Source organism: Thalassobacillus pellis (assembly GCF_016908295.1).
Lineage (GTDB): Bacteria > Bacillota > Bacilli > Bacillales > Halobacillaceae > Thalassobacillus > Thalassobacillus pellis.
The window spans coordinates 768450-791636 of record NZ_JAFBDO010000002.1 but is presented as its reverse complement, the minus strand read 5'-3'; the positions used below and the strand labels follow the sequence as shown (position 1 = coordinate 791636).

Below are 23187 nucleotides of genomic sequence, written 5' to 3'. Positions count from 1 at the left end.
ATGATTTGCAAGTATTCGATCGGGTATACTAAAATGACAAACAATTCAATCGGAAAGGATGAACTATTTTGGCTGAAGAACAAAAGCAAAATTGGCAATTCAATTTTCTCATGGAAAGTGGGAGGACAATCAGTAAAGAAGTAGAATTAAGTGAACCACATAATGAACGGGAAGCGTGCGATTTCATTATGAAACAATTGGAGCGCGGACTTTGGTGGTCATTGGACGACGATCTCGTCATCCGGACGGACAGAGTCGAAACATTCTACTTAGGTGAAGCAAAAAATGCAGCCGATTTCCTGACCAAGGATGCGAACTGATAAAGATCATAAGGATAATCCGTGGCGAGCCCGCGGGTTATTTTTTATGTGTAATTTTTGCCTATCCCGCTTTTAAGACTTAGCTTCTTTCCCATTTAACAACAGTTGTTAACCTGACCCATCCATAGATTAAAATGTCTGGAACCATCCCAAAAAAATTGAAAAATCAGATGGACAATTTTTGTTATAATAGGGATAACTGTAATTTTGGGGAGGAACTAGGATGGAAAAAGATAAAGTAATGCTTGTCGATGGAATGGCACTGTTATTCCGCGCCTTCTATGCGACTGCCATGAGCGGCTATTATATGATCAATAGTAAAGGGATGCCCACGAATGCTGTCTATGGATTTGTGAAGCATTTGTTTACAGCTACTAAAAAGTACGACCCCAGCCATGTCATATGCTGCTGGGACATGGGAAGCCGGACATTCCGGACGGAAATTTTTCCGGAATATAAAGCCAATCGCGGTGAACCACCGGTAGAACTTGTCCCACAATTTGATTTGGTAAAGGAAGTCGTGGAAGCATTGGATATTCCGAATGTTGGCCTTGCCGGGTTCGAGGCTGATGACTGCATTGGTACGCTCAGCAAGGAATACAGTAAACATTCGGAAGTCATCATCCTTACCGGGGACCAGGATATTCTGCAGCTTCTAAAGGAAAATGTCACCGTTTCCCTATTGAAAAAAGGATATGGCAATTATGCAGAATACCAGATGGATACTTTTTATGAAGAGAAAGGGATTACCCCGAAACAGATGATCGACTTGAAAGCATTGATGGGCGACAGCAGTGACAATTATCCGGGGGTAAAAGGTATTGGCGAGAAGACAGCACTGAAACTGCTCAGCACTTATGGCAGTATTGAAGGCATTTTAGAAAATCTCTCCAGCCTGACAAAAGGACAGCGTACAAAAATCGAGAGTGACCTGGATATGCTGCACTTATCCCGCAAGCTTGCAGAAATAAACTGTGAGGTAGGCGTGGACTGTTCACTAGAGGAAGCGGCTTATCAAATCAATCAGGAAATGATGATCAAAAAATTCAAGGAGCTGGAATTCAAACGACTGGATTCCCTCATCAGCTAACAAAGCTGGTCCCAAGTGATCCTGCGGAGTTTTACAAATCCTCCGCAGGATTTTTTTACTATCTAGGAAATTCTAAAAGTGAATGGTTGTGGATAAACCTATAAAGTGGGCTTCATCCAGCTTCAGCGCCTACCCCCTCGAGGTCTTAAGCCAATCCCCTCTGTGACAAAGACCGTCACGTCGAGGCTTTTCTTAAGCTTTTCGGGGGTGGACGAGGCGCTTCCGCTTTTGTTTCATCCAGCTTCAGCGCCTACCCCCTCGAGGTCTTAAGCCAATCCCCTCTGTGACAAAGACCGTCACGTCGAGGCTTTTCTTAAGCTTTTCGGGGGTGGACGAGGCGCTTCCGCTTTTGTTTCATCCAGCTTCAGCGCCTACCCCTTCGAGGTCTTAAGCCAACCCCCTCTGTGACAAAGAACGTCACGGCGAGGCTCTTCTTAAGCTTGTCGGGGGTGAACGAGGCGCTTCCGCTTTTGTTTCATCCAGCTTCAGCGCCTACCCCCTCGAGGTCTTAAGCCATCCTCTCTGTAACAAAGAATGCCACAGCGTGCTTTAAAGCTTTTGTATTTAATCAGTCCCATGAAATTATCCTAGGTAATTCGTTCGAAAATCCTATGAATCTACTTGAGAATTTCGAGTCAAATCATGCTATAATTGACAAAGTATGTTGTTCCTTCATTTGCCAAACAGTCTACAAAATGCATGTAAAAGAAGGCAGGTTCATAGATGAAAGGGAAAAAAGTCAGAAAGGGTGAGCCCATGAAAACATGCCCGAATTGTAACAGCGAAATAAATGAGGGCTCTCGATTTTGTCCGAACTGTGGTGCCCGAATAGAAGATGGTGCCGGCGGGCAGAAGGAAGAAATGGCTGCAATCCGGGAAACCGGAGCGGGTCAGGATTCCCGCAAGACAAATAAGCATAAAACTCCAAAAAAGAGAGCCAACTGGTTTGCAATATTTATTCCGGTCGTGGTTTTTTTAATTGCTGCCGGATGGGTCGGCTATACATATGCTAAGGAACAGGACATCAATGAAGAAGTACTGCAGCTGAAAAATGACGCTGAAGCTCTTGCCATTGATGGAAAATATGAAAAGGCGAAGAAGCTCCTGGATCAAGCGATTCAGATGCGCGATGACTTTCCCGCGTTAAAGCAAGACCGGGAATTTGTCCAGAATGCGATCGAGGTAGAGAAAGAACTGGATAATATCAGTGAACACATTCAAAGTAATCAGCTTGAGAAAGCAAATGCTAAAATCGATCAGATCCGGAAAAGGGTAGAGGAAAGCGAAAGTAAGCTCATGCTTTCTTTCAATGGTTCTCTCGACACATTAGCTACCCAGGTAGAAATCAAGCGTATCAATAATGAGCTTGCCGAATTGAAGACCGTAGATGAACTGGCAGCGAAATTGTCCACGGTGTCCTCCTATGAGGTTCAGGAAGCTGTCCAGGTGAAAGGGAAGATCCTTGAAAAGATTGTCAGCATCGCTTCCCGCAATGCGGAAGAGCATATTGCCGGAAAAGAATTTAACAAAGCCATTGCTGTCGTTGATGATGCCCTGCAGTTCGCGGTCAACAATGAGAAGCTCTTACAGTTGAAAGAACGGATCAAACAGGAAAAAGCAGCCTTCGAACAAGCGCAGCAGGAAAGAATCAAGCGTGCTTTGGAGAAAGCCGCACAGGAAGACATCAAGAACCGGACTTCGGCGATCGAAGTGACGGAACTGAAAGCAAAACTGGATGACCTCGGTGACCTGACAGTAACCGGTAAAGTAAAAAGTGTCGCTACAAAAATCATCAGCTCTGTAACCTTGGAGCTCGAAGTGAAAAATAAAGAAGGAAAAGTTGTCGCAAAGGAGAAAACCACCGTTTATCCGATGTATATGAATCCAGGCGACACCGGAAAATTTGAAAAGAAATTTTTTGATATCAATGAAGAAGTCAACGTGGAAGTCATCAATATGGAATGGTATGTCGAATAGGGGGGATGGAACATGAAACGCAACTGGATTATCAGCATTGTCACATCCATCATCCTTGTGGCAGCAGGTGTATCGGGTTATTTTTATATCAAAGATTCCATACCAGCCCAACTGTCTGAAGCATCTGCCCTGGTGCAGACTGGGAATGATCAGAAAGAGGAAAAGCCGCAATCAAAGGCATTGAAGGATATCATATCGGAATCGCAGAAAAAAGTGGTTCAAATCAAGCTGGCCAATGGGACCCAGGGGTCAGGCTTTCTTTATAACGATAAAGGTGATGTGCTCACCAATGCCCATGTGGTCGCAAATGCAAAAGAAGTGACCGTCATTACCTCCGATTCAAAGGAATTGGAAGGTAAGGTGATCGGCATCAGTACAGAAACAGATGTAGCGGTAATTCGAGTTCCAGGCCTTGAAGGAAAAGAACCATTGGAAATTGCCACGGAAGATAACGTCCAAGTGCTGGATCCTGTACTAGCTTTAGGGAGCCCGCTCGGATTACAAAACACGGTGACAAGAGGAGAAATCTCGGGGCTTGATCGGAATTTTGAAATCGACACCTTCAAATATGAGGGGCTTTACCAGATTTCAGCACCGATTTCAGCGGGTAACAGTGGCGGTCCGCTGATTGACAGTGAGACGGGAAAAGTGATTGGGATCAATTCTGCTAAATTGGATAAAGAATCAATCGGGTTCAGTATTCCAATTACCGATGTTCTCCCGCTCGTCAAGCGTTGGTCTGAATCACCAATGAAAAGCCTGCCGGAATTTCCACATATGGCCGACGGAGGAAACGCAGATTCGGCCGAGGTGCCGATCGACCAGGCAACCTATGTAGTAGAGTATTTTTATGACAGTATCAGTAAAGGAGATTTTGTTACCGCCTACTCCTTGCTTGGCAGCAGCAGGCAAAGTTCCACTTCGTATGAAGAATTCCGGGATGGTTATTCCAACACCTTGTCTGTCACGGTGGATGAGCTGATACCGGAAGATAACGGAAAAAATGTCACCGTAACCGCCTATATTACGGTTGAAGAAACGGTGAACGGCGAAGTGAAACCGAAGAAATACAAAGTAACTTACGTAGTCGGAAAAGAAAATGAACGTGCAAAACTTATTTCCGGAAGCGGAGAAGAGCTTCTTCCCAACAAAAATGGGGAATGAAGCTTCTATTCAAATAAAAAATGAGCAGGGCTGAATCGTCTACGATTCAGTCCTTTTCAGTTATCGTTACTTTCCTGTACCAGGATTGGTGACAGATCAAATATGTATGTAAATCTTTTTAGTTATGTTTAGTGATTTTCTATAGTGGGAAAAAATTTTATAACTCAATTCCATAGAAAGGATGTTCATCATGGCTAGAAACACACAATATCAACCGATCAAAGGGAATGGAGTCGAACTGACAGACGCGCAGGAAGTCATTTATGCAAAAGAATTCAAACGCGCAGATATTGCCGGTGGTTACCGCAAACCAAGAGTAAAAGAAGCCAAAGAAGAAAACCCTAATTTAATGAAGTAGTTATGTAAAACGTTTATAAAAATAATGCGTTACCCTATAGGACAGTCGTTGTAATGGCTGCCCTATAGGGTATTTTTATGTTCGATGCAATAAAAAGAAAGTTGCCTTTTTATTGCAAATATAAGCATATGCTAATATACTGATCATTGCGAGGTGAGGTTCATGGAAAAAACAGTAATCGAATTAGAAAGTGCAGCACAAATGCTCAAGCTGTTAGGTGATAAAACACGCTTAACGATAATGGGGCTTATTAAAGATGGGGAGAGTTGCGTCTGTGAGTTTGTCGAAGTGTTGCAAATGAGCCAGCCTTCCGTCAGCCAGCATTTAAGAAAACTCCGGGATGCAGGACTCGTCAAAGAACGTCGGAGAGGACAGTGGATCTTTTATTCTGTTAACAGAAACCATCCGACATATCCGATTGTTCAACAAGTTTTAGAACAAATACCGGATCAAAGAGAGAAATTACAGGCATTGGAGGAAGCGGGCTTACGTATCCAATGTGATTTGTAGGGGGATTTAAGTGAATTTAGCGATTGTAGCAACTCTGATTTTTTTACTTACACTTTTGTTAGTGATTTGGCAGCCGAAAAACCTTGGGATTGGCTGGTCGGCGTGCGGTGGAGCAGTCATAGCGCTGATGGTTGGTGTCGTTAATTTCCAGGACGTGGTCACTGTTACGGAAATTGTCTGGAACGCCACGTTAGCTTTTATTGCGATCATCATCATATCTCTTATCCTTGATGAAATTGGATTTTTTGAGTGGGCAGCTTTACATATGGCCCGTGTCGCCAAGGGTAACGGCACCAAAATGTTTATTTATGTGATTTTACTAGGTGCTGTAGTGGCGGCATTATTTGCCAATGACGGGGCAGCGCTGATTCTTACGCCAATCGTTCTTGCGATGGTGAGGAATTTGAATTTTAAAGAAGCAATGATTCTGCCGTTTATCATGGCAAGTGGATTTATCGCAGATACCGCTTCGCTTCCATTGATCGTCAGTAACCTGGTCAATATCGTATCGGCAGATTTCTTCGGCATTGGATTCATTGAATATGCATCACGCATGATTATTCCGAATTTCTTTTCCATCGGCGCAAGCATTCTGGTTCTCTATCTATTCTTCAGAAAGAGCATTCCGGAAAACTATGACCTGACTCAGCTCAAAAAACCGAACGAGGCAATCAAAGATCATAAAATGTTCCGTTTGTCCTGGGGAGTTCTTGCAGTGCTGCTGATTGGATATTTCGCAAGTGAACCATTGGGAATTCCTGTATCGATCATTGCAGGTATCATTGCAATTTTCTTCCTGTTGATGGCGAGAAGGAGTGCAGCTGTGGAGACGATGACCGTCATAAAAGGTGCTCCATGGGCAATTGTGTTTTTTTCTATCGGTATGTATGTAGTCGTTTACGGACTCCGTAACGTGGGCCTCACGGATGTACTGGCAAACGTCATCCAGGCCACTGTCGATCAAGGCCTGTTTGCCGCTACCATATCCATGGGCTTCATTGCAGCCATCCTGTCGTCGATCATGAATAATATGCCGACAGTCATGATTGACGCGCTGGCCATTGCAGAAACAAACACCACAGGAACGATGAGGGAAGCCTTAATTTATGCCAACGTCATCGGCTCCGATTTAGGACCGAAAATAACACCGATCGGTTCCCTGGCTACCTTGTTATGGCTGCATGTCCTTTCCACCAAAGGAGTCAAAATATCCTGGGGCTACTACTTTAAAATCGGGATACTCCTGACTATACCAACACTGTTCATTACATTAGCCGGTCTATACGTATGGCTGCTGTTAATCCAATAACTTGCTATTTAAAGGAGAATACACTATGTCTAAAAAACCAGTTATTTATTTTCTTTGTACAGGAAACTCCTGCCGCAGCCAGATGGCAGAAGGCTTTGGTAAAAAATATCTCGGAGACGAATTTGATGTCCGTTCCGCCGGGATAGAAGCACATGGGTTGAACCCGAATGCTGTAAAAGCCATGAAGGAAGCTGGCATTGATATCAGTGACCAGACCTCAGATATCATCGACCCAAATGTGCTTCATAATGCTGCTTATGCGATCACCCTCTGTGGCGATGCCAACGATAAATGTCCAATGACCCCGCCACATGTTAATCGATACCACTGGGGATTTGATGACCCAGCGAAAGCAGAAGGTACAGATGTAGAAAAATGGGCAGTATTCCAGCGTGTTCGCAACCAGATTAGCGAACGCATCAAGCAATTTGCAGAAGAGAAGAAGTAACCTTAGACTTTATGCTCGCCCGCCCAATAAATAGCTCGTGCAGCATCAAAATACGCTCGTCCGCCCACTGAATACGCCCGTGCAGCACCAAAATACGCTCGCCCACCCACTGAATATGCTCGTTCACAGGAAAAAGCTGAGGGAATATCCTTCAGCTTTTTTTCTGCCGGAAAAGTTTAGCAGCATGATGAACAACAGGCAAGGGAAGTTGACGCAATTTCTTTTCTTGAAAAGTATTGTTTTATTGAATGGATGAGATTATGTTTCGAGTCAGGAACTGGCCGTTTCCAGGCGTGGTTGTTCACTTGGTCGACACGACGTTTATGTTCAGAAACGACAGCGTCCATATAGGTGTGATTCATTGTTCACTTCCTCCTTTTCCTGAGGCGCAGCATGCACCGTGTTCCGTAAGGTTATCTTGTTTAGTCAGGAAAAATTCCCACTCATTTCCGTCAGGGTCCGTAATCCAAAACTTATCCTGCAGGGCATAACAGCAATTCGTGTCCATTTCATCTCTGGCAAAAAAGCCAAGTTTCTTCAATCGCTCTTTTTGATTCAGTAAATCCTGCTCTTCTTCGACCTGGATACCAAAGTGTCCCACCTGGTTACCTTTGACAGTAATTTTAAGATTCAACGTAAAATTCAAAGCCAGATGATCCGGTAAAAACTTGGCATAGTCCTTCTCCGTTTTGACCGGTTCCTTATTAAAAAGCTTCGTATAAAAAGCAATGGAGGAGGTTAGATCCGTTACATTTAAACCAATATGGGTTCTCATAAAGTCAAAACACTCCTTAAATCAATTATTTTTGATGTATAAGTTAAAAATTTATAACGATTGTTCTTCAGCGCAGCTTTTCTTAAAGCTACTGGATTTGCAGCTATCTATGGCACCTCCATAAATCAAATAAATTTGATTAATTAAAGTATATGCTGATCTTTCAGAAAAAGCAACTGATAAATCAAAAATAATTGATTAAACGATGCAGCTGGAACATAATCAATAAAAAACGACTTCCCACAAACCTATAGTTAGAATGTATACTGATAATACCGTCCGTTATGAAGGGGGAGATCCATGGATATTCGTTTCGCACGATTGACTGGACCTAGTCAAACACTGGTAGACATTTTTAACCGATGGGAAAACGATCCTGTTCTGGTTCCGTTAACCCGTCCAAATAAAAATAAGGAAGAATTAGAACGACAAGAGGCAGTGACATGGGATGTTTTGAACAAACGTCTACAGCAACATCCCAACTATCTGATATATATGGACGACCAATTGGTTGGTGAAATGAATTATATGGTCGATCCCGGCCATTTGTACAGGAAAATACCAGGGACGGCCTGGATCGGTATTACTATTGGCGAAAAAGAAGGACAGGGCAAGGGAATAGGCTATCAGGCTATAAACTATTTAGAGGAACAGATAAAAGAAAAGGACCTCAAGCGGATTGAAATAGGCGTATTCGAATTTAACGAGAAGGCGCACAGCCTATATAAGAAAATGGGGTACAAAGAAATCGGCCGTATCCCGGAATTCACCTTTTGGCAAGGTAAAATGTGGGCAGATATCCGGATGGGAAAATTACTTTGAGGGCAAAAGAGTATCAATTTTTATAATTACAGGACCAGCTATAATTAGAAGATCAACCTTGGTTTATGGATGCTTACGGCTGGTCTCTGGCAACACATTCTATTTTTGATAGGAGGAGATACGCTGTGTCTGTTGGAATCATTCATCACTTGGAAATCTATGTATCTGATTTACAAAAGTCCATCGATTTTTGGGGCTGGTTTCTTGAGGAACTAGGATATACGCTTTATCAAAAATGGGACAGTGGCCAGAGCTTTAAACTTGGGGAGACATATCTGGTTTTTGTACAGACAGAAGAGCGTTTTTTGGATATCCCTTATCACAGGTGCAGAACTGGATTGAATCATCTTGCTTTTCACGGTGGGTCCCGTCAGCATGTCGATGAATTGGCAGCAAAGCTTGAAAAGAAAGGTGTTCCAATGCTTTATCCAGATCTGCATCCATTTGCGGGAGGGGAAAATTATTATGCTGCCTATTTCGAAGATCCTGACCGAATCAAAGTTGAACTGGCAGCATCGGTAGAATAGAAATAGGAGGGGGAGTCAGATGTTTTGATTAAAATTATCGGAGAAAAAATAAAATTAAAGGAAGCGACAGAATCAGAAATCGAAGAGCTTTATTATTGGAAGTATGAAGAAAAAGAACAAGCAGCTAAGCAATGGAACGGACCATACATACCGGAAGAGAAATTGACAAAACAAGAATATCGGAAGATCTGGATCCGTGATAGCGAAATAATCCCTGGCATTCCTTCCACTCTCATCATAACGGTGAATGAAAAGCTGATTGGTTACGTTGGAGCTTATTGGGTCGATAAAAATACGAATTGGCTGGAAACAGGCATTGTTATCTACGATAAACAGTATTGGAACGGCGGTTATGGAACAGAAGCTTTTGGAAGGTGGATCCAATACCTGTTCGAAGCAACCGATCTACATCGATTAGGAATGTCGACATGGTCCGGGAACACCAGAATGATAAAAGTAGCAGAAAAACTAGGAATGAAGGAAGAAGCAAGAATACGCCAGGCAAGAATGGTTAAAGGAGAATATTACGATGCCATTAAAATGGGAATTTTGCGGAAAGAATGGCAAGCATTAAATTAGTAGTCTTTTTACAAGGGGGAGGAGAATGAGTAAAGAGAAACAACAAAGATATTTTCAAATGGCAATAGGCCGTTCAGGATTTTTATTTATAGCTCTGGCAGTATTGCGCCTTCAAAATAGGGCAGATGACGGTTTAGGACATGCCATGGGACTGGTTGGTTTTTTATTCGCTATTCAATATATGAGATATACGGAAAAGAAGGCAGGCTTCCCTAAAAAAGAAGTAAATATAGCAACAGCTGTCTTTGCAGCTGCATTCGTGATTTTGTCGTTTCCGTTATTGTTTTGAATCAATTTACCAGTATTCTTCAATCACATACTGCATAACTTAGTTCGCTTGCAGTTCTTCCTTTGAAACAATTCGCCATCCATGTTCTCTCAAATTATTTATATAAGTTTCTATTCTCCATTCCTGGACTTCTATTGCCAATGGTGATAAAGAAACCCAGCATTCATCAGCCGCATAATTGATCGTCACTTTTGCGACTTCGTATCCATTATGGAATTTTGAATGAAACCCTGGATCGTCGAGGATATCACCTTGAACTGGCCGAAAAGGAGATTCAACGGTTTTCATCATAACTTCCTGAACGTTCGGTTCGTTAACAGAGGATAGAAATAGCACTAAATGTATTTTCATATGCTTCACCTTTTCTCGTATTATGTATGATTACATAGAAGTATAGCTGATAGAGCGCTTTCTATCAATTACTCATTGAGGTTAGGAAGCCACTTGGATAAAAGGATAGACTGTTATTAATTATGATATCGTATGTGGTATGAAAATTACCGCAGTCAAAGTCTTAGCTGCCAGCTGAAAATGGAGGTGATTGTTTGCAGTATTTCATTGGAATTGTCCCCCCTGAGCCTTATAAACAGAGAGTGATAGAATTCCAGCAGAAATGGAAAAATAATCGGATCGGTGATGTAGTCGAACCTCATATTACATTGAAAGCACAAGGAGGCCTGACTTCTGATCAGCAATGGCTTCCTAAAATAGAAGAACTCTGTCATGCTTTCAAAGCTTTTACAATTTCCATTAGCCAGCCAAAGTTATTCGGAGAGGATATTGTTTATTTAAGTGCTCATTCAAAGGAGCTGTATGACCTGCATCAAAAACTTGTTAAATCCGTTTCTCCTTCCAAGGCATTAATCAAACAGTATTTTGAAATGGATGATTTTGTTCCTCACATGACGTTAGGTAAGACAACATATGGGTTAACAAAACAAGAATTAAAAGACATGGCAAATTCAGCTGAATAAAAATTGAGCCCTTATCCAACTTTTGAAGTGAATTTTATAAGGGTTTACCAGGAAGATGAACACAATAAATACAAAAAGCTGAAAGATATTTCTTTACAGACTTATCCTGTTTGAGTAGAAAAAGATGGAGGTAAGAGCCGACGAAATTATATGAAGAGGCTGTTAAGCATAACGAAATGAGGTATCCAACCGGCTGTGGCTATTGGTCTGGAAAATGAAACAATCCTGACGAGTATTGCACCAAAAAAGTACTCATAGATAGCAACTTCGGATAGTGAGATTTTCTGTAAGTGTTTGTTAAAGATATCACATACGGCATTTTTGTAAGGAATAGGTATTATGATGACTGAAATTTATATACATAACATAAAAGAGGAGGGTTCAGATGGATGTACATAACCCTGCAGGTTTTTGGAATAGATTCGGTGCCAGATTAATAGATGGGATCCTGATTTCGCTCGTAATAGGGGGTATCTCCACGATCATATTTGGAGAATTCGTAGACGAGACCTACAATAGTGTCGATTTAATTGGGCTGGTTTACGGTATTGTGCTGCCTGTCGTCTGGTACGGATATACCATTGGCCGAAAAATTACTGGAAATCGAATCGTACGAACAGACGGGGGAAAGCTTGGGATTGGCACGATGTTATTAAGAGATGTAGTAGGAGCGATTGTTTATGCTGTCACATTAGGAATCGGACTGATTGTCAGCGCATTTATGGTCAGCCTCCGGGATGATAAACGCGCCATACACGATTTTATTGCCGGCACCTATGTCACCCACGATCCCCCTGAAAAGAATAATTAATACAAAAAAAGGGAATTCCAACGTTTGGAATTCCCTTTTTTCGGACATTGCAGTGAGCCATTCAGCGTCCCCTCGAGGTCTAAGCCGATCCTCTCTGACAAAGCCCGGTGACGGGGAGGATTGGCTAACGCTTAACTCGGATGAGCAAGGCGCTTCCGCATTAGTTTCTTATACCCTTTTTTCCATAAACCGCTTCATCCTGTTCATTGCTTCATCCAGCTGTTTTAAGGAAGTGGCGTAAGAGCAGCGGATATAGCCTTCTCCACTCTCTCCGAAAACATCGCCAGGAATCACGGCGACATGTTCTTCCTGTAGCAGCTGTTCTGCAAATTCGGCAGAGGTCAAGCCCGTGGCCTTGATGGATGGGAAGGCATAGAATGCACCACCGGGGTTTGGACAGTAAAGCCCCAATTCATTCAGGCTGCTAACGATAAAATTTCTTCTTTGCTTATAGCTCTCAATCATTTCCTGGACGCTCGGCTTCCCGTTTTTCAATGCTTCTAAGGCGGCATGCTGGGCCATGGTCGGGGCACACATCATCGTATACTGGTGTATTTTTACCATGGCAGCAATGATTTCTGAAGGCCCTGCTGCGTATCCGAGCCGCCATCCAGTCATCGCAAAAGCCTTCGAAAAACCGCTGATTAATATCGTACGTTCCTTCATACCGTCGATAGAAGGAAAACTGGTGTAAGTCTCGTCATAGGTGAGCTCGGCGTATATTTCATCTGACAAGACAAGCAGGTCATGACGTTCAATCACGGCTGCCAGCTGCGCTAATTCATCTCCCGATAAAAAGGTGCCTGTCGGGTTGTTCGGGTTACAAAGCATAATCGCTTTTGTTCTTGGAGTAATAGCTTCTTCAATTTGGTGGGCCTGAAGTTTAAATTCATATTCCGGCTGGGTCTGAATCGTAACAGGCGTTCCTCCTGCCAGCCTCACAGCTGGGGCATAAGCAACAAAACTCGGCTCTGCCACAATGACTTCATCTCCCTGGTCAACGATGGTTCTCAGAGCAAGATCAATTGCCTGACTTGCCCCGACAGAAACGATCACCTGATCGTCCGGGCTATAGTCTAACCGAAAACTTTTCTGTAAGTAAGAGCTTATCTCTTTACGCAGCTCTATCATCCCGGCATTTTCTGTGTAAGATGTGTATCCCTGTTCCAGGGCATGAAAGCTCTGTTCGATAAAGTTCCACGGCGTTACGAAATCAGGCTCTCCGACACCTAGGGAAATCACATCGTCCATTTGGGCTGCTAAATCAAAGAATCGCCTGATGCCAGATGGTTTTAATTCTGCTACATTCCTGGAGATATAGGACACCTTGTTCATGGCGATACCACAATTCGTTTATCTTCTTCATCATTATCTTCGAGGATGATGCCATCATGCTTATATCGCTTCAGGACGAAGTGAGTCGTGGTTGATAATACGGACTCCAGCGTAGACAGTTTTTCCGAGATGAAGCGGCCGATCTCAGTCATGGTGTTTCCTTTGATAGACACGGACAAATCATAGGAACCTGACATTAAATAAACGGCTTTCACCTCTGGAAAACGATAAATACGCTCCGCCACTTTATCAAACCCGACACCTCGGGCAGGTGTCACTTTTACATCGACCATAGCGGTAACTTCCTCTTTATCCAACACCTTTGCCCAGTCGATGAGGGTGGAATAGCCAAGGATCGCTTTCTTTTTCTCAAGCTCTTTGATCAGTTCCCGGATTTCTTCTATATCTTTTCCCATAAGTTTTGCAATCTTATCAGCTTCGAGGTTCGCATTTCTTTCAATTAGTTTTAACAGTTCGATTTCTAGTTCGTTCATTTTTCAACACCTACTTTTTATTAATACATATCAACCATTCTATCAATATTTACTTGGTAACATAAACCCTAATTTTACGAAAGTTCTAAAAATATTAATAGGCAAAAAAATCCCAGAGCGGATAGCCCTGGGATTTTTTCGTGTTTCTTGTTATTCTTTTGTATCGTCTGCTGCGTCTTCTTTTGTATCATCTTTACCTTCTTCGGTATCTTCCTTGGACGCTTTGTCATCCTCTTTTTCTTTCTGAGCCTTATCAGTTCCTTCTTCCGTACCGGTGTTTTCTTCTGTTTCTTCCGTCTGGTTGCCATTTGTTTCTGTATCTTCCCCGCCACTGCATGCAGCAAGGGCCAGTACAGAAGTCATTCCTAGTGCAATCATCCATTTTTTCAACATAAGAAAAGCTCCTCTCTTAATAAAGGTTCACCTTAAAGGTAACGAATGTTTGTAAAGGCCCCATGAATCGAATGTGAAAAAATGGTAAATTCAGAGGAAGGCACTGAAAATTTGAAGGTTTTGAAAAGGTATGATTTTAAAATAAACGGCCTATATGGAGTCCAATGTTCATACAGACCTTGACGCCTGCGGGAACAGGACGACGCGAAGATCCAATCTGTTATGCGATTCCTTCTGACCCATTTAGTTGAGACGATGCACCCAGCAAGAATCCACCGGCAAGCGACCACCTGAGAATCAACAACAGCTTTAACAGTATAAATGACTTTTTCACTGGAGGCTTACGAGGAGAGAATCTTATCTGTTTACATAATCAGTAAAAAACGATAAGATGGTCTAGTGAATTTTATTTACCTAGGTAAATAATTGAGGTGAAGGTATTGCAAAATTTTGATACACACAGCGTGTTCCATTTACTGCATCAGCAAGTCCGTATGATTACAAAAGAATTCAACAATCAGCTGAGTGACCATGGGTTGTACCACTCCCAATGGTCCATTATTTTTTGTCTGGAGAAGTTTGGCTCCATGACACAGACAGATATTTGGAAATATTTGAATGTGGAGGCACCAACCATCACCCGCACACTTACCCGTATGGAAAAGAATGGCTGGGTCATCCGTACACAAGGAGAAGACAGGCGGGAGCGTCTCATCGAATTGACAGAAAGTGCGCATGAGAAATTTAAAGAAGTAAATCGCGCCGTATATGAATTCGAGCAGGATATGGTAAAAGGAATGTCCAGCGAGGAATTGAAACAATTCTATCATTTACTGAAAAAGATAGGTCCAAAAGGAGAGGAATAAACCAATGAGCAAAAATAAAAAACAGCCGATTTGGACCAGGAGTTTCATCAGCATTTCGTTGACACAATTTACGGTCTTTTTGGCTTTCTATACATTATTGACGACACTGCCGATATTTGTCATCGAGGATATGAATGGTACAGAAGCGCAAGGAGGATTAACGGTTACAGCCATGCTGCTGGCTGCGATTATCATCCGGCCATTTTCGGGGAAATTGATAGACCTGATGGGTAAGCGAAAAACATTAATTGTGAGCATTGCGGTGTTTACAGCGACCACATTCTTGTACATTTTCATAGAATCATTCCTGCCACTTTTAGGCTTAAGGCTATTCCACGGACTGTCATTCGGATTGTTCACCACCGTAAGCGGGGCAATTGCAGCAGATGTAATCCCGGCTTCCCGACGAGGAGAAGGACTCGGCTATTTTGCGATGGCCATGAACCTCGCCGTAGTAGTAGGACCGTTCATCGGCTTGTTGCTTCTGCAATATGCACCATTCCATATTCTTTTTATCGTGATTAGTATATTTATGGTTGGGGGTGCCCTGACTGCTTTTAATGTACAAGTGCCAAAAACAGCAGATACGTTAGATGAGCCAGTTAAAATCAAACTCTCCCTGAGCGATTTGATAGAGTTGAAAGCATTACCGATCGCTCTGATTGCAAGTCTCGTTTCCTTATCCTATTCTAGTATTCTTTCCTTTATATCTGTCTATGCCAACGCAATCGGACTATCGGCGGCTGCGAGTTATTTCTTTCTTGTATTCGCTGTTGCCATGCTGCTCTCCCGTCCCTATTTAGGAAGAGCTTATGACACAAAAGGACCGAAATTCGTCATCCTGCCTTGCCTGTTCCTATTTTCCATAGGGCTTTTGGTCATCAGCTTTACAAACTCCGCCTGGATGCTGCTTGTTTCCGCAGCCATCATCGGCCTAGGCTACGGCACGCTCCTTCCAAGCTTCCAGACCATGGCCATCCAATCAGCACCAATCAAAAGAAGCGGTCATTCCACCGCAACCTTTTTCATGCTGTATGACAGCGGTATTGCCCTCGGATCCGTCATCTGGGGGCTTGTCGCAGCAAAAGCAGGATACCAGCAGCTATATATAATAAGCGCAGTAATCGTATTGGCAGTAATAGCAATATTCAGCTTACATCAGGCAAAACACCCACATTATACAGCTGAAAATTATACCGCTTAAATCTTTTTACAGGGCTGTCCGAAGAGACTGAACATAGTCTTTCCGGACAGCTTTTTGTTTATAAAGCGAGCCGTGTAGTGAGTAATTGATTGAATTATGATTACTAAAGGCGGCTTGATAGGCCACAATGCCGTATTTACGATCGCGCAACCGCGGAATATGCTCGCCCAGAGATAAATATGCACTTCCGCTGCCAGAATACGATCGCACTGCTTCCTTTTACGCTCGCCGGATGCCAATTTACGCTCGTTCAGGTTGTAGAAAACGCGTGCCAGACTAACATATTCGCGTGTTTACCTTGGCAATATGCGTGTTCACCATGGCATTACGCGTATAAGCGCAAGAACTTCGCGTGTACAAAGGAGCAACACGCGTGTCAAAATAGTAAAAACGCGTGTTTACACTACTAAAAGTTCAGGGGAAAAGTTTATAGTAGCTTGCTGAAACATTTTATATTCTATATCGTAGTTGTAAGAAGTGACCTGCAAAAGGAGAGAGTTATTTGACTAATAATCATGATCAGGGAACACCATTCAATGATGCCATGGAACATCAGCGGAAATTTGAAGGATACCCTGGGCCAGGTAAAGGAAGGCTTCCATTGCCAATAAGGCTGATCGGTTATTTCATTTGTGGAGGCATTGTAATTATGATCTTAGTGGCATTGGTTGGAAATTTTCTATTCTGAAATTGTTGGAAGCCGTGGGGAGGACGGGACGATTGAAATAAAAATTGATGATTTATCAAGTCCTGAAGTGACTTGTTTAATTGACGAGCATTTGAAGAGTATGAGAAGGCATTCTCCACCGGAAAGCAAGCATGCGTTGGATTTGGAGGCGTTAAAAAACCCGGAGATAACGTTTTGGAGTGCATGGGAAAATAAGGATTTAGCCGGCTTTGGTGCCCTTAAGGAACTCGATGAGGAGCATGGGGAAATCAAGTCGATGCGAACTTCCTTCGCACATTTGAGAAAAGGAGTAGGAAAACGAATGCTTCTACATATTATCGAAGCGGCCAGGGAACGCGGCTATAACAGATTAAGCTTAGAAACGGGTTCCATGGAAGCTTTCGCACCTGCCAGAAGAATGTATGAAACATTTGGATTTAAATACTGTCCACCTTTTTCCAATTACAAAGAAGACACGAACAGCTTGTTTATGACAAAAGAGCTTTAATAGAAATAAGCAAGGAAATGGGGAGATACAATGGAAGAGCAGATTATGGAGCGTTTATATGTACTGGAAACATCGCTCCTTAAAGGAGAAGTCCGCAAATCGGTTGAAAAATTAAACAAAATGTTGGCAGAAGATTTTATGGAGTTTGCCAGTGATGGAAAGATCTACGATAAGGAAAATATATTGACCCGTCTCCCAAAAGAAGACGATCCTGGGATTGTTTGGAGTAACTTCGAAGCAAAAATACTTTCGCCTACAACTGCCCTAACTACTTTCAAAATTTTCATCCAGAGTAAAAATACATATTCCTTACGAAGCTCGGTATGGAAGTGGAATGATGGAAGATGGCAGATGGTATTCCATCAGGGGACCCTTACAGAAGAAAAATCTTAAAAACAAATGGTTAATAGAGAGGGAGATATAGGATGACACCACCAAAACATGTCGTGTCTGCAGCTACGATTATACTAAATGAAGCAAATGAAATTCTATTAATTAAAGGGCCGAGACGCGGTTGGGAAATGCCCGGTGGCCAGATTGAAGAAGGGGAGTCGTTGAGGGAAGCGGCTATCCGGGAAGCGAAAGAAGAGTGCGGTGTAGATGTGGAGATCACGAAGTTTTGCGGTATTTTTCAAAATGTGGAGTCCTCAATTTGTAATACTCTCTTCTTGGCAAAACCGGTAGGAGGAGAATTGACCATCACGTCGGAAGCTCTGGAGGTTGGTTATTTCCCACTGGAAAAAGCTTATGAGATGGTAACCTGGACAAATTTCAGGCAAAGAATAGAGTATAGTTTAAATGAAGCATTACACCCGTTTTTGATCGAATTTTAATATGTTTATGGGGGGGAGATTCTCATACATGAAAGCAAATAAGGACACATCGATTTACATTATATCCGGGCCGTGCGGGGTAGGAAAATCAACAATTGCAAGGCAACTGGCAAATGGTATGGAGCAAGTTGTGCTAGTAGAAGGCGATCTCATTCATTCCATGTTTGTTGGAACAAAACAACCGGAATGGGAGGGGCAATTAACGATTGTCTGGGAAAATCTCCTCGCCATCGTTAAGAATTTTATTAATAATGATCTTCATGTAATCATCGATTATGTGGTAGAAGATGAACTGGATTGGTTTTGCCGGCAGCTGGAAAACTTTGATGCATCCATCTATTATGTAGTCCTGCGAGCGGAAAGAGATACTCTGGTCAGCCGTTTACAGAAGAGAGGGAGTACCGATTTAATTGAGCGTTCTTTATTTTTATTAAATAAATTGGAAAATATGAATGCCAATAAGCCCTATCTGTATGATACAACTGGTAAACTACCGTTGGAAATTACCAACGATTTGGCCGGCCGTTCTCAACAATTCAGAATCTCACATTAATAGATATATGAACAAACTAACCTGCAACATACACTTTTATGAATTTCCAACTCCCGACCAAACCTCAATTCTTTGGGGCAGGCTTCCTTATTTGGCAATACCGAGCGTATATTTGTGCTGTAATGGAATTACCTGTACGGGCATAGTAAAAACTCCGTTTCAGGAGCAATCGTCATTCTGCGATAACGCAATAAAAACACCCAAGTCAGTCAGCTGTCTATAGATGTATCCACTTCCCTCCAAATAAAGAACACCCTTATTTCTCATGAATATAATAAAAATGTGTACGAAAAAAAAGCGGTTCAGGTTACTGTTTAATTGTAGAGTAACCCTGGAGATAACTATATAGATCAAGAGCTTTTTTAATAGTTATGGGGGGAGTTCATGAATAAAGACCAAAGAATCATCGACATTATAGCTCCTGCAGCTGACTATATCAATAATAATCCGGAAACTAATTCAGTTGATTTTGAATATAAGCCACCTAACAATACAGGAGTTATACTAGCTATAATAGGAAGCATATTGAGTACTGCAGGTGACGCTTTGGCAACTATTGGAGGAATTATTGATTTAAATCAAAGTATTGCTGACGACTTTCAAACACAATTAGATAATTTCAAATCTGATCAGGAGAAAGATAAGATGCAATCAGAAATCGATAATCTTCAGGAAAAGGTGACCCAGCTTGAAAAATTAATAAAGAGTAACCAAAATTAACTGGTTACTCTTTTTTTACATATTAACTGCCACCTTTGCGAAAAATAATCCCTTTTTATGTATCACATGGATACGGCCTCATAGAAAAGTCAACATACTGCTTTCGTATAGGTTTGCGCCTGAACGGTCATTTGGTAGTAAATAGTTTAGAAGAATCTCTATGGAAGGTAGTCAAAAATTATCAGAAGGCACTCCTTTGTATTCAGTCCATAATAGCTATTTTTAAAAACTTTGTTTGTTCTATAGATTAACAAACATCCAACATTTATAATGTAAGCACTTACATTTTTTGGATTTACTTCTAGTTGAAAGTAAAAAAATGAAAAGGAGTTTGGTAATCTATGAAGTCTCCCAAGTTAATCACTTCCGGTTTAGCGTTGTCATTGCTGCTGCCATTCGGTAATCAGCAGGTTCATGCCCAGGAGAACGGCACAGTAGAAGCTTTGCAGGTACCTTCGATGGAGGAAAGGTATGAAAATTCTTTTGACATTGGAGCTGCTGTAGAACCTTATCAGCTAGAAGATCCAGTCCAAGCGGAAATTTTAAAGCGTCATTACAGCAGTATTGTTGCCGAAAATGTGATGAAGCCGATCAATATTCAGCCGGAAGAGGGGAAGTTTGATTTTACCAAAGCAGATAAAATCGTCGAGTTTGCGGAGGAAAATGATATGGAATTGCGTTTTCACACGCTCGTGTGGCATAGTCAGGTCCCTGAATGGTTCTTTTTAGATCGGAAAGGGAATCCGATGGTTGAGGAAACCGATCCAAAACAGCAAGAGAAAAACAAAAAATTATTATTGAAGCGGCTTGAGAAGCATATAAAAACCATTGTGAAACGTTATCGAGATGAAGTCGATTCGTGGGATGTAGTCAATGAAGTCATTGATCCTTATGCCTCCAATGATCGCGGCCTTCGCGAATCGAAATGGTATCAAATCACAGGAACGGACTATATCAAAACGGCCTTTGAAACAGCAAGAAAATATGCAGGGGAAGATGCCAAGCTCTACATTAATGATTACAATACAGAAGTCCAGCCAAAAAGAGATTACTTATATGATTTGGTTCAGGACTTGTTAGCGGAAGGGGTACCTATTGACGGCGTAGGGCATCAGGCACATATCCAGATCGGATGGCCTTCGATAGAAGATATGAGACAATCATTTAACATGTTCTCAGAGTTAGGGCTGGATAACCAGGTGACTGAATTGGATGTAAGTATTTATGGCTGGCCGCCAAGTGGAGAATATAACACATATGAAGAAATTCCGGATGAGGTATTACAGGCTCAAGGAGAGCGCTATGATCAGCTGTTTGAGTTGTACGAGGAGCTGGATGATCAGATCAGCAGTGTCACGTTTTGGGGGATTGCGGACAACCATACGTGGTTAGATGATCGAGCTTCGGAACATAGTGACGATGGATTAGGGAAAGATGCACCGTTTGTATTTGATCCGGATTACCAGGTAAAACCTGCTTACTGGAAGATTATGGACTAAATCATAGTGTGTGGGAATCTCTATATCCAGGGAGTGGAGAACTTCCCTAATGAGAAAATTTCTGTAATATATCGATGGTGGTAAATGATTATGGAGAGAAAATCGGAGATACTGTTTTAAAAATATTAGAAAGAAAAAAGTTAAAGATCACCATGTGGTCTTTAGCTTTTTCTTTTTGGAATAAGATAGATAAGGGTTTTACGGGAAAGCATTGCTAATATGTTGTCTAAGTTTGAGGGATAAACATCCATGCCCGTATAGAGCGAAGGATGCGGTTATGATGCTGATTGCTGAATAAAAAGAGCCGAACAAAATTGTAAAGGGTACAGTTTGTTCGGCTTTTCTTTGAATCTGATTTTTGTCATAGATTCATTTCCTCATTTGTCATAATTCTTGATTGATTCTCTTGCACTCAATTCGCCTAGTATCTTCTTTTATAACTTTAATCCACTTCTGCTCTTGAATCTTCGTAACAAGGTGTGACTTTCTACCCTCGTAATCCCCTCCAGCGCGTATAGTTCATTATTGATAAAGGATTCCAGCTCTTTAAAATCTTTGACTAAAACATGCATGTGGAGAGTACTAGGCCCAGTCATTTGATAGCAGCTTGCGACGTATGGATTGTTTGCAAGGTTTTCTGCTACTTCTACCAGCGATCTCGGTTCACAGTCGACTTCAAAAAATGCGGAAACCTGCTTTCCTACTTTTTCACTGTTGACAACTGCCGTAAATTTTTCAATTACCCCACATTCGATCAACTGATTCACTCTTGCGCGTACCGCCACCCTCGAAAGATCTAGCTGTTTTCCAATATCCGTATAGGATAATCTTCCATCATCGATTAGTAATTCCAATATTTTTTTATCTAAATCATCAATTTTTGTTAAAGGATCTTTCATAATTAAGCCACCCGACTTTCTACCTACTATAATTTTAGATGATGCTTTTCAAAATTTTATCACTATTACATTCCGTTAATCAAACAACGACAGCATTATTGATAGAAAAGAAAGAAAATTTGAACTTTTTGTCACTTAAGGGTTTTAATTTTCTGAATTGTACAATATAATTATCTGCAACACAATATCTTTTGTTAATTAAAAAGTTGATTATGGTTAACTTTCGAAATTTATTCTTGGGAGATAGTTGTGTTTTCGACTTAAAATTTCGAGAAAACATGATGAAGTGTTTTCTTTTGTTAAGGAGGGAAGAAATGGTTGGTTTAATTGTTAACAGGCTATTGCAGTTGGTATTGCTTTTGTTTGGAATATCATTTCTTGTGTTTATGAGTATGCACTTGGCTCCTGGTGACCCAGCTACAATCATAGGTGGACCAACAGCAACAGAATCAGACTTAGCGGCGATAAGGGCTGAATTAGGATTGAATGATCCGGTACTGATCCAATACTTTGATTACATACGAGGAGTAGTCCAAGGAGATCTTGGTTACTCTTTCCAAAATAATCAATCTGTATCAGAAGCCATTGCAATTCGTTTTCCCCAGACGTTAAATCTGGCCATAGCAAGCATGGTGGTAGCTATATTAATCGGCGTACCTGCTGGAATCATATCAGCGATCAAACAGAATTCCTGGTTTGATGTTTCCAGTACAACGATTGCACTTGCAGGCATTTCGATTCCGAACTTCTGGCTAGGTGCGATGCTGATACTTATTTTTTCTGTGCAGCTTCAATGGCTGCCTGTCGGAGGGCTCAATGCTCCGTTTTGGACAATGGAAGGGATGAAACAATTAATACTCCCGGCAATTACGCTTGGAACAGCATCAGCTGCGATGATTGCAAGGATGAGCCGGTCGGCGATGCTGGAAGTCATACGAGCGGACTACATCAGAACAGCAAAAGCAAAAGGAGTAAAGAGAAATGCTGTGGTATGGATCCATGCGCTAAGAAACGCGATGATTCCTGTCATTACGGTCATCGGGTTAAACTTTGGCTTTCTTCTAGGAGGCACAATCATCACGGAGCAGGTCTTCGCTATTAATGGTGTAGGGCGTCTGATGATTGATGCAATTGCTGCCAGGGATTTCCCCGTCGTACAAGGTACTGTCTTGTTGGTGGCCACCCTGTTTGTGGTAGTCAATTTGTTAGTAGATATTATTTACGCTTTTATAGATCCGAGAATCAGTTACGACTAAAGAGAAG

At 41.9% G+C, this 23187-nt stretch carries 31 protein-coding genes; 24 read left to right on the top strand and 7 right to left on the bottom strand.

Features of this window, described 5'->3' with window-relative positions:
• Window positions 1-68: 68 nt before the first annotated feature.
• From JOC33_RS09845 to arsC, 8 genes are all read left to right on the top strand, one after another.
• Entirely contained in the window at window positions 69-320 is a 252-nt protein-coding gene (locus JOC33_RS09845; protein WP_239534076.1) for a hypothetical protein, read from the top strand.
• A 223-nt stretch (window positions 321-543) separates the two neighbouring features.
• The gene (locus JOC33_RS09840; protein WP_205092306.1) at window positions 544-1410 is read left to right on the top strand and encodes a 5'-3' exonuclease; all 867 of its coding nucleotides are present in this window, start codon (window positions 544-546) and stop codon (window positions 1408-1410) included.
• Between the two features lie 723 nt (window positions 1411-2133).
• Window positions 2134-3387, top strand: coding sequence for a zinc ribbon domain-containing protein (locus tag JOC33_RS09835; RefSeq protein WP_205092305.1), 1254 nt, complete (start codon window positions 2134-2136; stop codon window positions 3385-3387).
• Window positions 3388-3399: 12 nt separating this feature from the next.
• Window positions 3400-4551, top strand: a complete 1152-nt coding sequence (locus tag JOC33_RS09830; protein ID WP_205092304.1) for a S1C family serine protease — start codon at window positions 3400-3402, stop codon at window positions 4549-4551.
• 190 nt (window positions 4552-4741) lie between these two features.
• Window positions 4742-4909, top strand: a complete 168-nt coding sequence (locus JOC33_RS09825) for a YfhE family protein (protein WP_205092303.1) — start codon at window positions 4742-4744, stop codon at window positions 4907-4909.
• Window positions 4910-5071: 162 nt separating this feature from the next.
• The gene (locus JOC33_RS09820; RefSeq protein WP_205092302.1) at window positions 5072-5419 is read left to right on the top strand and encodes an ArsR/SmtB family transcription factor; all 348 of its coding nucleotides are present in this window, start codon (window positions 5072-5074) and stop codon (window positions 5417-5419) included.
• Window positions 5420-5429: 10 nt separating this feature from the next.
• Complete coding sequence (locus JOC33_RS09815; RefSeq protein ID WP_205092301.1) at window positions 5430-6728, top strand: arsenite/antimonite efflux transporter; 1299 nt, start codon at window positions 5430-5432, stop codon at window positions 6726-6728.
• A 25-nt stretch (window positions 6729-6753) separates the two neighbouring features.
• A complete protein-coding gene (gene arsC / locus JOC33_RS09810; protein ID WP_205092300.1) occupies window positions 6754-7176 on the top strand; it encodes an arsenate reductase (thioredoxin) in 423 nt (140 codons plus the stop codon).
• A 176-nt stretch (window positions 7177-7352) separates the two neighbouring features.
• Here arsC and JOC33_RS09805 read toward each other — a convergent pair whose 3' ends face one another.
• Together JOC33_RS09805 and JOC33_RS09800 are read right to left on the bottom strand one after the other, a co-directional pair.
• Window positions 7353-7538 carry a hypothetical protein gene (locus JOC33_RS09805; protein WP_205092299.1) on the bottom strand — a complete coding sequence of 62 codons (186 nt, stop codon included), beginning with the start codon at window positions 7536-7538 and terminating at the stop codon, window positions 7353-7355.
• Window positions 7535-7951 (bottom strand): ArsI/CadI family heavy metal resistance metalloenzyme, encoded by a 417-nt coding sequence (locus tag JOC33_RS09800; RefSeq protein WP_205092298.1) that lies wholly within the window; start codon window positions 7949-7951, stop codon window positions 7535-7537. The genes JOC33_RS09805 and JOC33_RS09800 overlap by 4 nt, the downstream gene beginning before the upstream one ends.
• 300 nt (window positions 7952-8251) lie before the next feature.
• Here JOC33_RS09800 and JOC33_RS09795 point away from each other — a divergent pair, with 300 nt between their 5' ends.
• The 4 genes from JOC33_RS09795 (at window position 8252) to JOC33_RS09780 (ending at window position 10168) form a co-directional block, all read left to right on the top strand.
• The gene (locus JOC33_RS09795) at window positions 8252-8773 is read left to right on the top strand and encodes a GNAT family N-acetyltransferase (protein WP_205092297.1); all 522 of its coding nucleotides are present in this window, start codon (window positions 8252-8254) and stop codon (window positions 8771-8773) included.
• A gap of 125 nt (window positions 8774-8898) precedes the next feature.
• Window positions 8899-9300: a VOC family protein gene (locus tag JOC33_RS09790; protein WP_205092296.1), complete on the top strand. Its 402-nt coding sequence runs from the start codon at window positions 8899-8901 to the stop codon at window positions 9298-9300.
• Between the two features lie 24 nt (window positions 9301-9324).
• Complete coding sequence (locus JOC33_RS09785) at window positions 9325-9879, top strand: GNAT family N-acetyltransferase (RefSeq protein WP_205092295.1); 555 nt, start codon at window positions 9325-9327, stop codon at window positions 9877-9879.
• 25 nt (window positions 9880-9904) lie between these two features.
• Window positions 9905-10168 carry a hypothetical protein gene (locus JOC33_RS09780; RefSeq protein ID WP_205092294.1) on the top strand — a complete coding sequence of 88 codons (264 nt, stop codon included), beginning with the start codon at window positions 9905-9907 and terminating at the stop codon, window positions 10166-10168.
• A 39-nt stretch (window positions 10169-10207) separates the two neighbouring features.
• Here the strand turns inward: JOC33_RS09780 and JOC33_RS09775 are convergent, their stop codons facing one another.
• Window positions 10208-10519 carry a hypothetical protein gene (locus JOC33_RS09775; protein ID WP_205092293.1) on the bottom strand — a complete coding sequence of 104 codons (312 nt, stop codon included), beginning with the start codon at window positions 10517-10519 and terminating at the stop codon, window positions 10208-10210.
• A gap of 194 nt (window positions 10520-10713) precedes the next feature.
• Here JOC33_RS09775 and JOC33_RS09770 point away from each other — a divergent pair, with 194 nt between their 5' ends.
• Complete coding sequence (locus tag JOC33_RS09770; protein ID WP_338054496.1) at window positions 10714-11142, top strand: 2'-5' RNA ligase family protein; 429 nt, start codon at window positions 10714-10716, stop codon at window positions 11140-11142.
• Window positions 11143-11527: 385 nt separating this feature from the next.
• A complete protein-coding gene (locus tag JOC33_RS09765; RefSeq protein WP_205092292.1) occupies window positions 11528-11953 on the top strand; it encodes an RDD family protein in 426 nt (141 codons plus the stop codon).
• A gap of 168 nt (window positions 11954-12121) precedes the next feature.
• Here JOC33_RS09765 and JOC33_RS09760 read toward each other — a convergent pair whose 3' ends face one another.
• The 3 genes from JOC33_RS09760 to JOC33_RS09750 all read right to left on the bottom strand — a co-directional run bounded on the left by JOC33_RS09760 (window position 12122) and on the right by JOC33_RS09750 (window position 14175).
• Window positions 12122-13288 (bottom strand): aminotransferase, encoded by a 1167-nt coding sequence (locus tag JOC33_RS09760; protein WP_205092291.1) that lies wholly within the window; start codon window positions 13286-13288, stop codon window positions 12122-12124.
• Window positions 13285-13782: an Lrp/AsnC family transcriptional regulator gene (locus JOC33_RS09755; protein ID WP_205092290.1), complete on the bottom strand. Its 498-nt coding sequence runs from the start codon at window positions 13780-13782 to the stop codon at window positions 13285-13287. Before JOC33_RS09755 ends, JOC33_RS09760 begins: the two co-directional genes overlap by 4 nt.
• 150 nt (window positions 13783-13932) lie before the next feature.
• Entirely contained in the window at window positions 13933-14175 is a 243-nt protein-coding gene (locus JOC33_RS09750; RefSeq protein ID WP_205092289.1) for a hypothetical protein, read from the bottom strand.
• A 440-nt stretch (window positions 14176-14615) separates the two neighbouring features.
• Between JOC33_RS09750 and JOC33_RS09745 the strand changes: the two genes are divergently transcribed.
• The 9 genes from JOC33_RS09745 to JOC33_RS09705 all read left to right on the top strand — a co-directional run bounded on the left by JOC33_RS09745 (window position 14616) and on the right by JOC33_RS09705 (window position 21025).
• The gene (locus tag JOC33_RS09745) at window positions 14616-15041 is read left to right on the top strand and encodes a MarR family winged helix-turn-helix transcriptional regulator (RefSeq protein WP_239534075.1); all 426 of its coding nucleotides are present in this window, start codon (window positions 14616-14618) and stop codon (window positions 15039-15041) included.
• Window positions 15042-15045: 4 nt separating this feature from the next.
• On the top strand, window positions 15046-16245 hold the full coding sequence (locus JOC33_RS09740; RefSeq protein WP_205092288.1) for an MFS transporter: 1200 nt from the start codon (window positions 15046-15048) through the stop codon (window positions 16243-16245).
• Window positions 16246-16747: 502 nt separating this feature from the next.
• Entirely contained in the window at window positions 16748-16933 is a 186-nt protein-coding gene (locus tag JOC33_RS09735) for a hypothetical protein (protein ID WP_205092287.1), read from the top strand.
• 31 nt (window positions 16934-16964) lie between these two features.
• Window positions 16965-17420, top strand: coding sequence for a GNAT family N-acetyltransferase (locus JOC33_RS09730; RefSeq protein WP_205092494.1), 456 nt, complete (start codon window positions 16965-16967; stop codon window positions 17418-17420).
• A gap of 30 nt (window positions 17421-17450) precedes the next feature.
• Complete coding sequence (locus tag JOC33_RS09725; protein ID WP_205092286.1) at window positions 17451-17813, top strand: nuclear transport factor 2 family protein; 363 nt, start codon at window positions 17451-17453, stop codon at window positions 17811-17813.
• Between the two features lie 32 nt (window positions 17814-17845).
• The gene (locus JOC33_RS09720) at window positions 17846-18253 is read left to right on the top strand and encodes an NUDIX hydrolase (RefSeq protein WP_205092285.1); all 408 of its coding nucleotides are present in this window, start codon (window positions 17846-17848) and stop codon (window positions 18251-18253) included.
• A gap of 28 nt (window positions 18254-18281) precedes the next feature.
• On the top strand, window positions 18282-18806 hold the full coding sequence (locus tag JOC33_RS09715; RefSeq protein WP_205092284.1) for an AAA family ATPase: 525 nt from the start codon (window positions 18282-18284) through the stop codon (window positions 18804-18806).
• Window positions 18807-19190: 384 nt separating this feature from the next.
• On the top strand, window positions 19191-19526 hold the full coding sequence (locus tag JOC33_RS09710) for a hypothetical protein (RefSeq protein WP_205092283.1): 336 nt from the start codon (window positions 19191-19193) through the stop codon (window positions 19524-19526).
• 341 nt (window positions 19527-19867) lie between these two features.
• On the top strand, window positions 19868-21025 hold the full coding sequence (locus JOC33_RS09705; RefSeq protein WP_205092282.1) for an endo-1,4-beta-xylanase: 1158 nt from the start codon (window positions 19868-19870) through the stop codon (window positions 21023-21025).
• 434 nt (window positions 21026-21459) lie between these two features.
• Here the strand turns inward: JOC33_RS09705 and JOC33_RS09700 are convergent, their stop codons facing one another.
• Window positions 21460-21924: an Lrp/AsnC family transcriptional regulator gene (locus JOC33_RS09700; RefSeq protein WP_205092281.1), complete on the bottom strand. Its 465-nt coding sequence runs from the start codon at window positions 21922-21924 to the stop codon at window positions 21460-21462.
• A 314-nt stretch (window positions 21925-22238) separates the two neighbouring features.
• Here JOC33_RS09700 and nikB point away from each other — a divergent pair, with 314 nt between their 5' ends.
• On the top strand, window positions 22239-23180 hold the full coding sequence (gene nikB / locus JOC33_RS09695; protein ID WP_205092280.1) for a nickel ABC transporter permease: 942 nt from the start codon (window positions 22239-22241) through the stop codon (window positions 23178-23180).
• Window positions 23181-23187 lie beyond the last annotated feature (7 nt).

Bases quoted from the DNA above. Each gene is read 5' to 3' on its own strand.
- JOC33_RS09725 (WP_205092286.1), top strand. From the start codon at position 17,451: ATGGAAGAGCAGATTATGGAGCGTTTATATGTACTGGAAACATCGCTC.
- JOC33_RS09750 (WP_205092289.1), bottom strand. From the start codon at position 14,175: ATGTTGAAAAAATGGATGATTGCACTAGGAATGACTTCTGTACTGGCC.
- JOC33_RS09835 (WP_205092305.1), top strand. From the start codon at position 2,134: ATGAAAGGGAAAAAAGTCAGAAAGGGTGAGCCCATGAAAACATGCCCG.
- arsC (WP_205092300.1), top strand. From the start codon at position 6,754: ATGTCTAAAAAACCAGTTATTTATTTTCTTTGTACAGGAAACTCCTGC.
- JOC33_RS09820 (WP_205092302.1), top strand. From the start codon at position 5,072: ATGGAAAAAACAGTAATCGAATTAGAAAGTGCAGCACAAATGCTCAAG.
- JOC33_RS09765 (WP_205092292.1), top strand. From the start codon at position 11,528: ATGGATGTACATAACCCTGCAGGTTTTTGGAATAGATTCGGTGCCAGA.
- JOC33_RS09740 (WP_205092288.1), top strand. From the start codon at position 15,046: ATGAGCAAAAATAAAAAACAGCCGATTTGGACCAGGAGTTTCATCAGC.
- JOC33_RS09830 (WP_205092304.1), top strand. From the start codon at position 3,400: ATGAAACGCAACTGGATTATCAGCATTGTCACATCCATCATCCTTGTG.
- JOC33_RS09825 (WP_205092303.1), top strand. From the start codon at position 4,742: ATGGCTAGAAACACACAATATCAACCGATCAAAGGGAATGGAGTCGAA.
- JOC33_RS09795 (WP_205092297.1), top strand. From the start codon at position 8,252: ATGGATATTCGTTTCGCACGATTGACTGGACCTAGTCAAACACTGGTA.
- JOC33_RS09715 (WP_205092284.1), top strand. From the start codon at position 18,282: ATGAAAGCAAATAAGGACACATCGATTTACATTATATCCGGGCCGTGC.
- JOC33_RS09720 (WP_205092285.1), top strand. From the start codon at position 17,846: ATGACACCACCAAAACATGTCGTGTCTGCAGCTACGATTATACTAAAT.
- JOC33_RS09840 (WP_205092306.1), top strand. From the start codon at position 544: ATGGAAAAAGATAAAGTAATGCTTGTCGATGGAATGGCACTGTTATTC.
- JOC33_RS09775 (WP_205092293.1), bottom strand. From the start codon at position 10,519: ATGAAAATACATTTAGTGCTATTTCTATCCTCTGTTAACGAACCGAAC.
- JOC33_RS09755 (WP_205092290.1), bottom strand. From the start codon at position 13,782: ATGAACGAACTAGAAATCGAACTGTTAAAACTAATTGAAAGAAATGCG.
- nikB (WP_205092280.1), top strand. From the start codon at position 22,239: ATGGTTGGTTTAATTGTTAACAGGCTATTGCAGTTGGTATTGCTTTTG.
- JOC33_RS09710 (WP_205092283.1), top strand. From the start codon at position 19,191: ATGAATAAAGACCAAAGAATCATCGACATTATAGCTCCTGCAGCTGAC.
- JOC33_RS09705 (WP_205092282.1), top strand. From the start codon at position 19,868: ATGAAGTCTCCCAAGTTAATCACTTCCGGTTTAGCGTTGTCATTGCTG.
- JOC33_RS09700 (WP_205092281.1), bottom strand. From the start codon at position 21,924: ATGAAAGATCCTTTAACAAAAATTGATGATTTAGATAAAAAAATATTG.
- JOC33_RS09780 (WP_205092294.1), top strand. From the start codon at position 9,905: ATGAGTAAAGAGAAACAACAAAGATATTTTCAAATGGCAATAGGCCGT.
- JOC33_RS09800 (WP_205092298.1), bottom strand. From the start codon at position 7,951: ATGAGAACCCATATTGGTTTAAATGTAACGGATCTAACCTCCTCCATT.
- JOC33_RS09805 (WP_205092299.1), bottom strand. From the start codon at position 7,538: ATGAATCACACCTATATGGACGCTGTCGTTTCTGAACATAAACGTCGT.
- JOC33_RS09760 (WP_205092291.1), bottom strand. From the start codon at position 13,288: ATGAACAAGGTGTCCTATATCTCCAGGAATGTAGCAGAATTAAAACCA.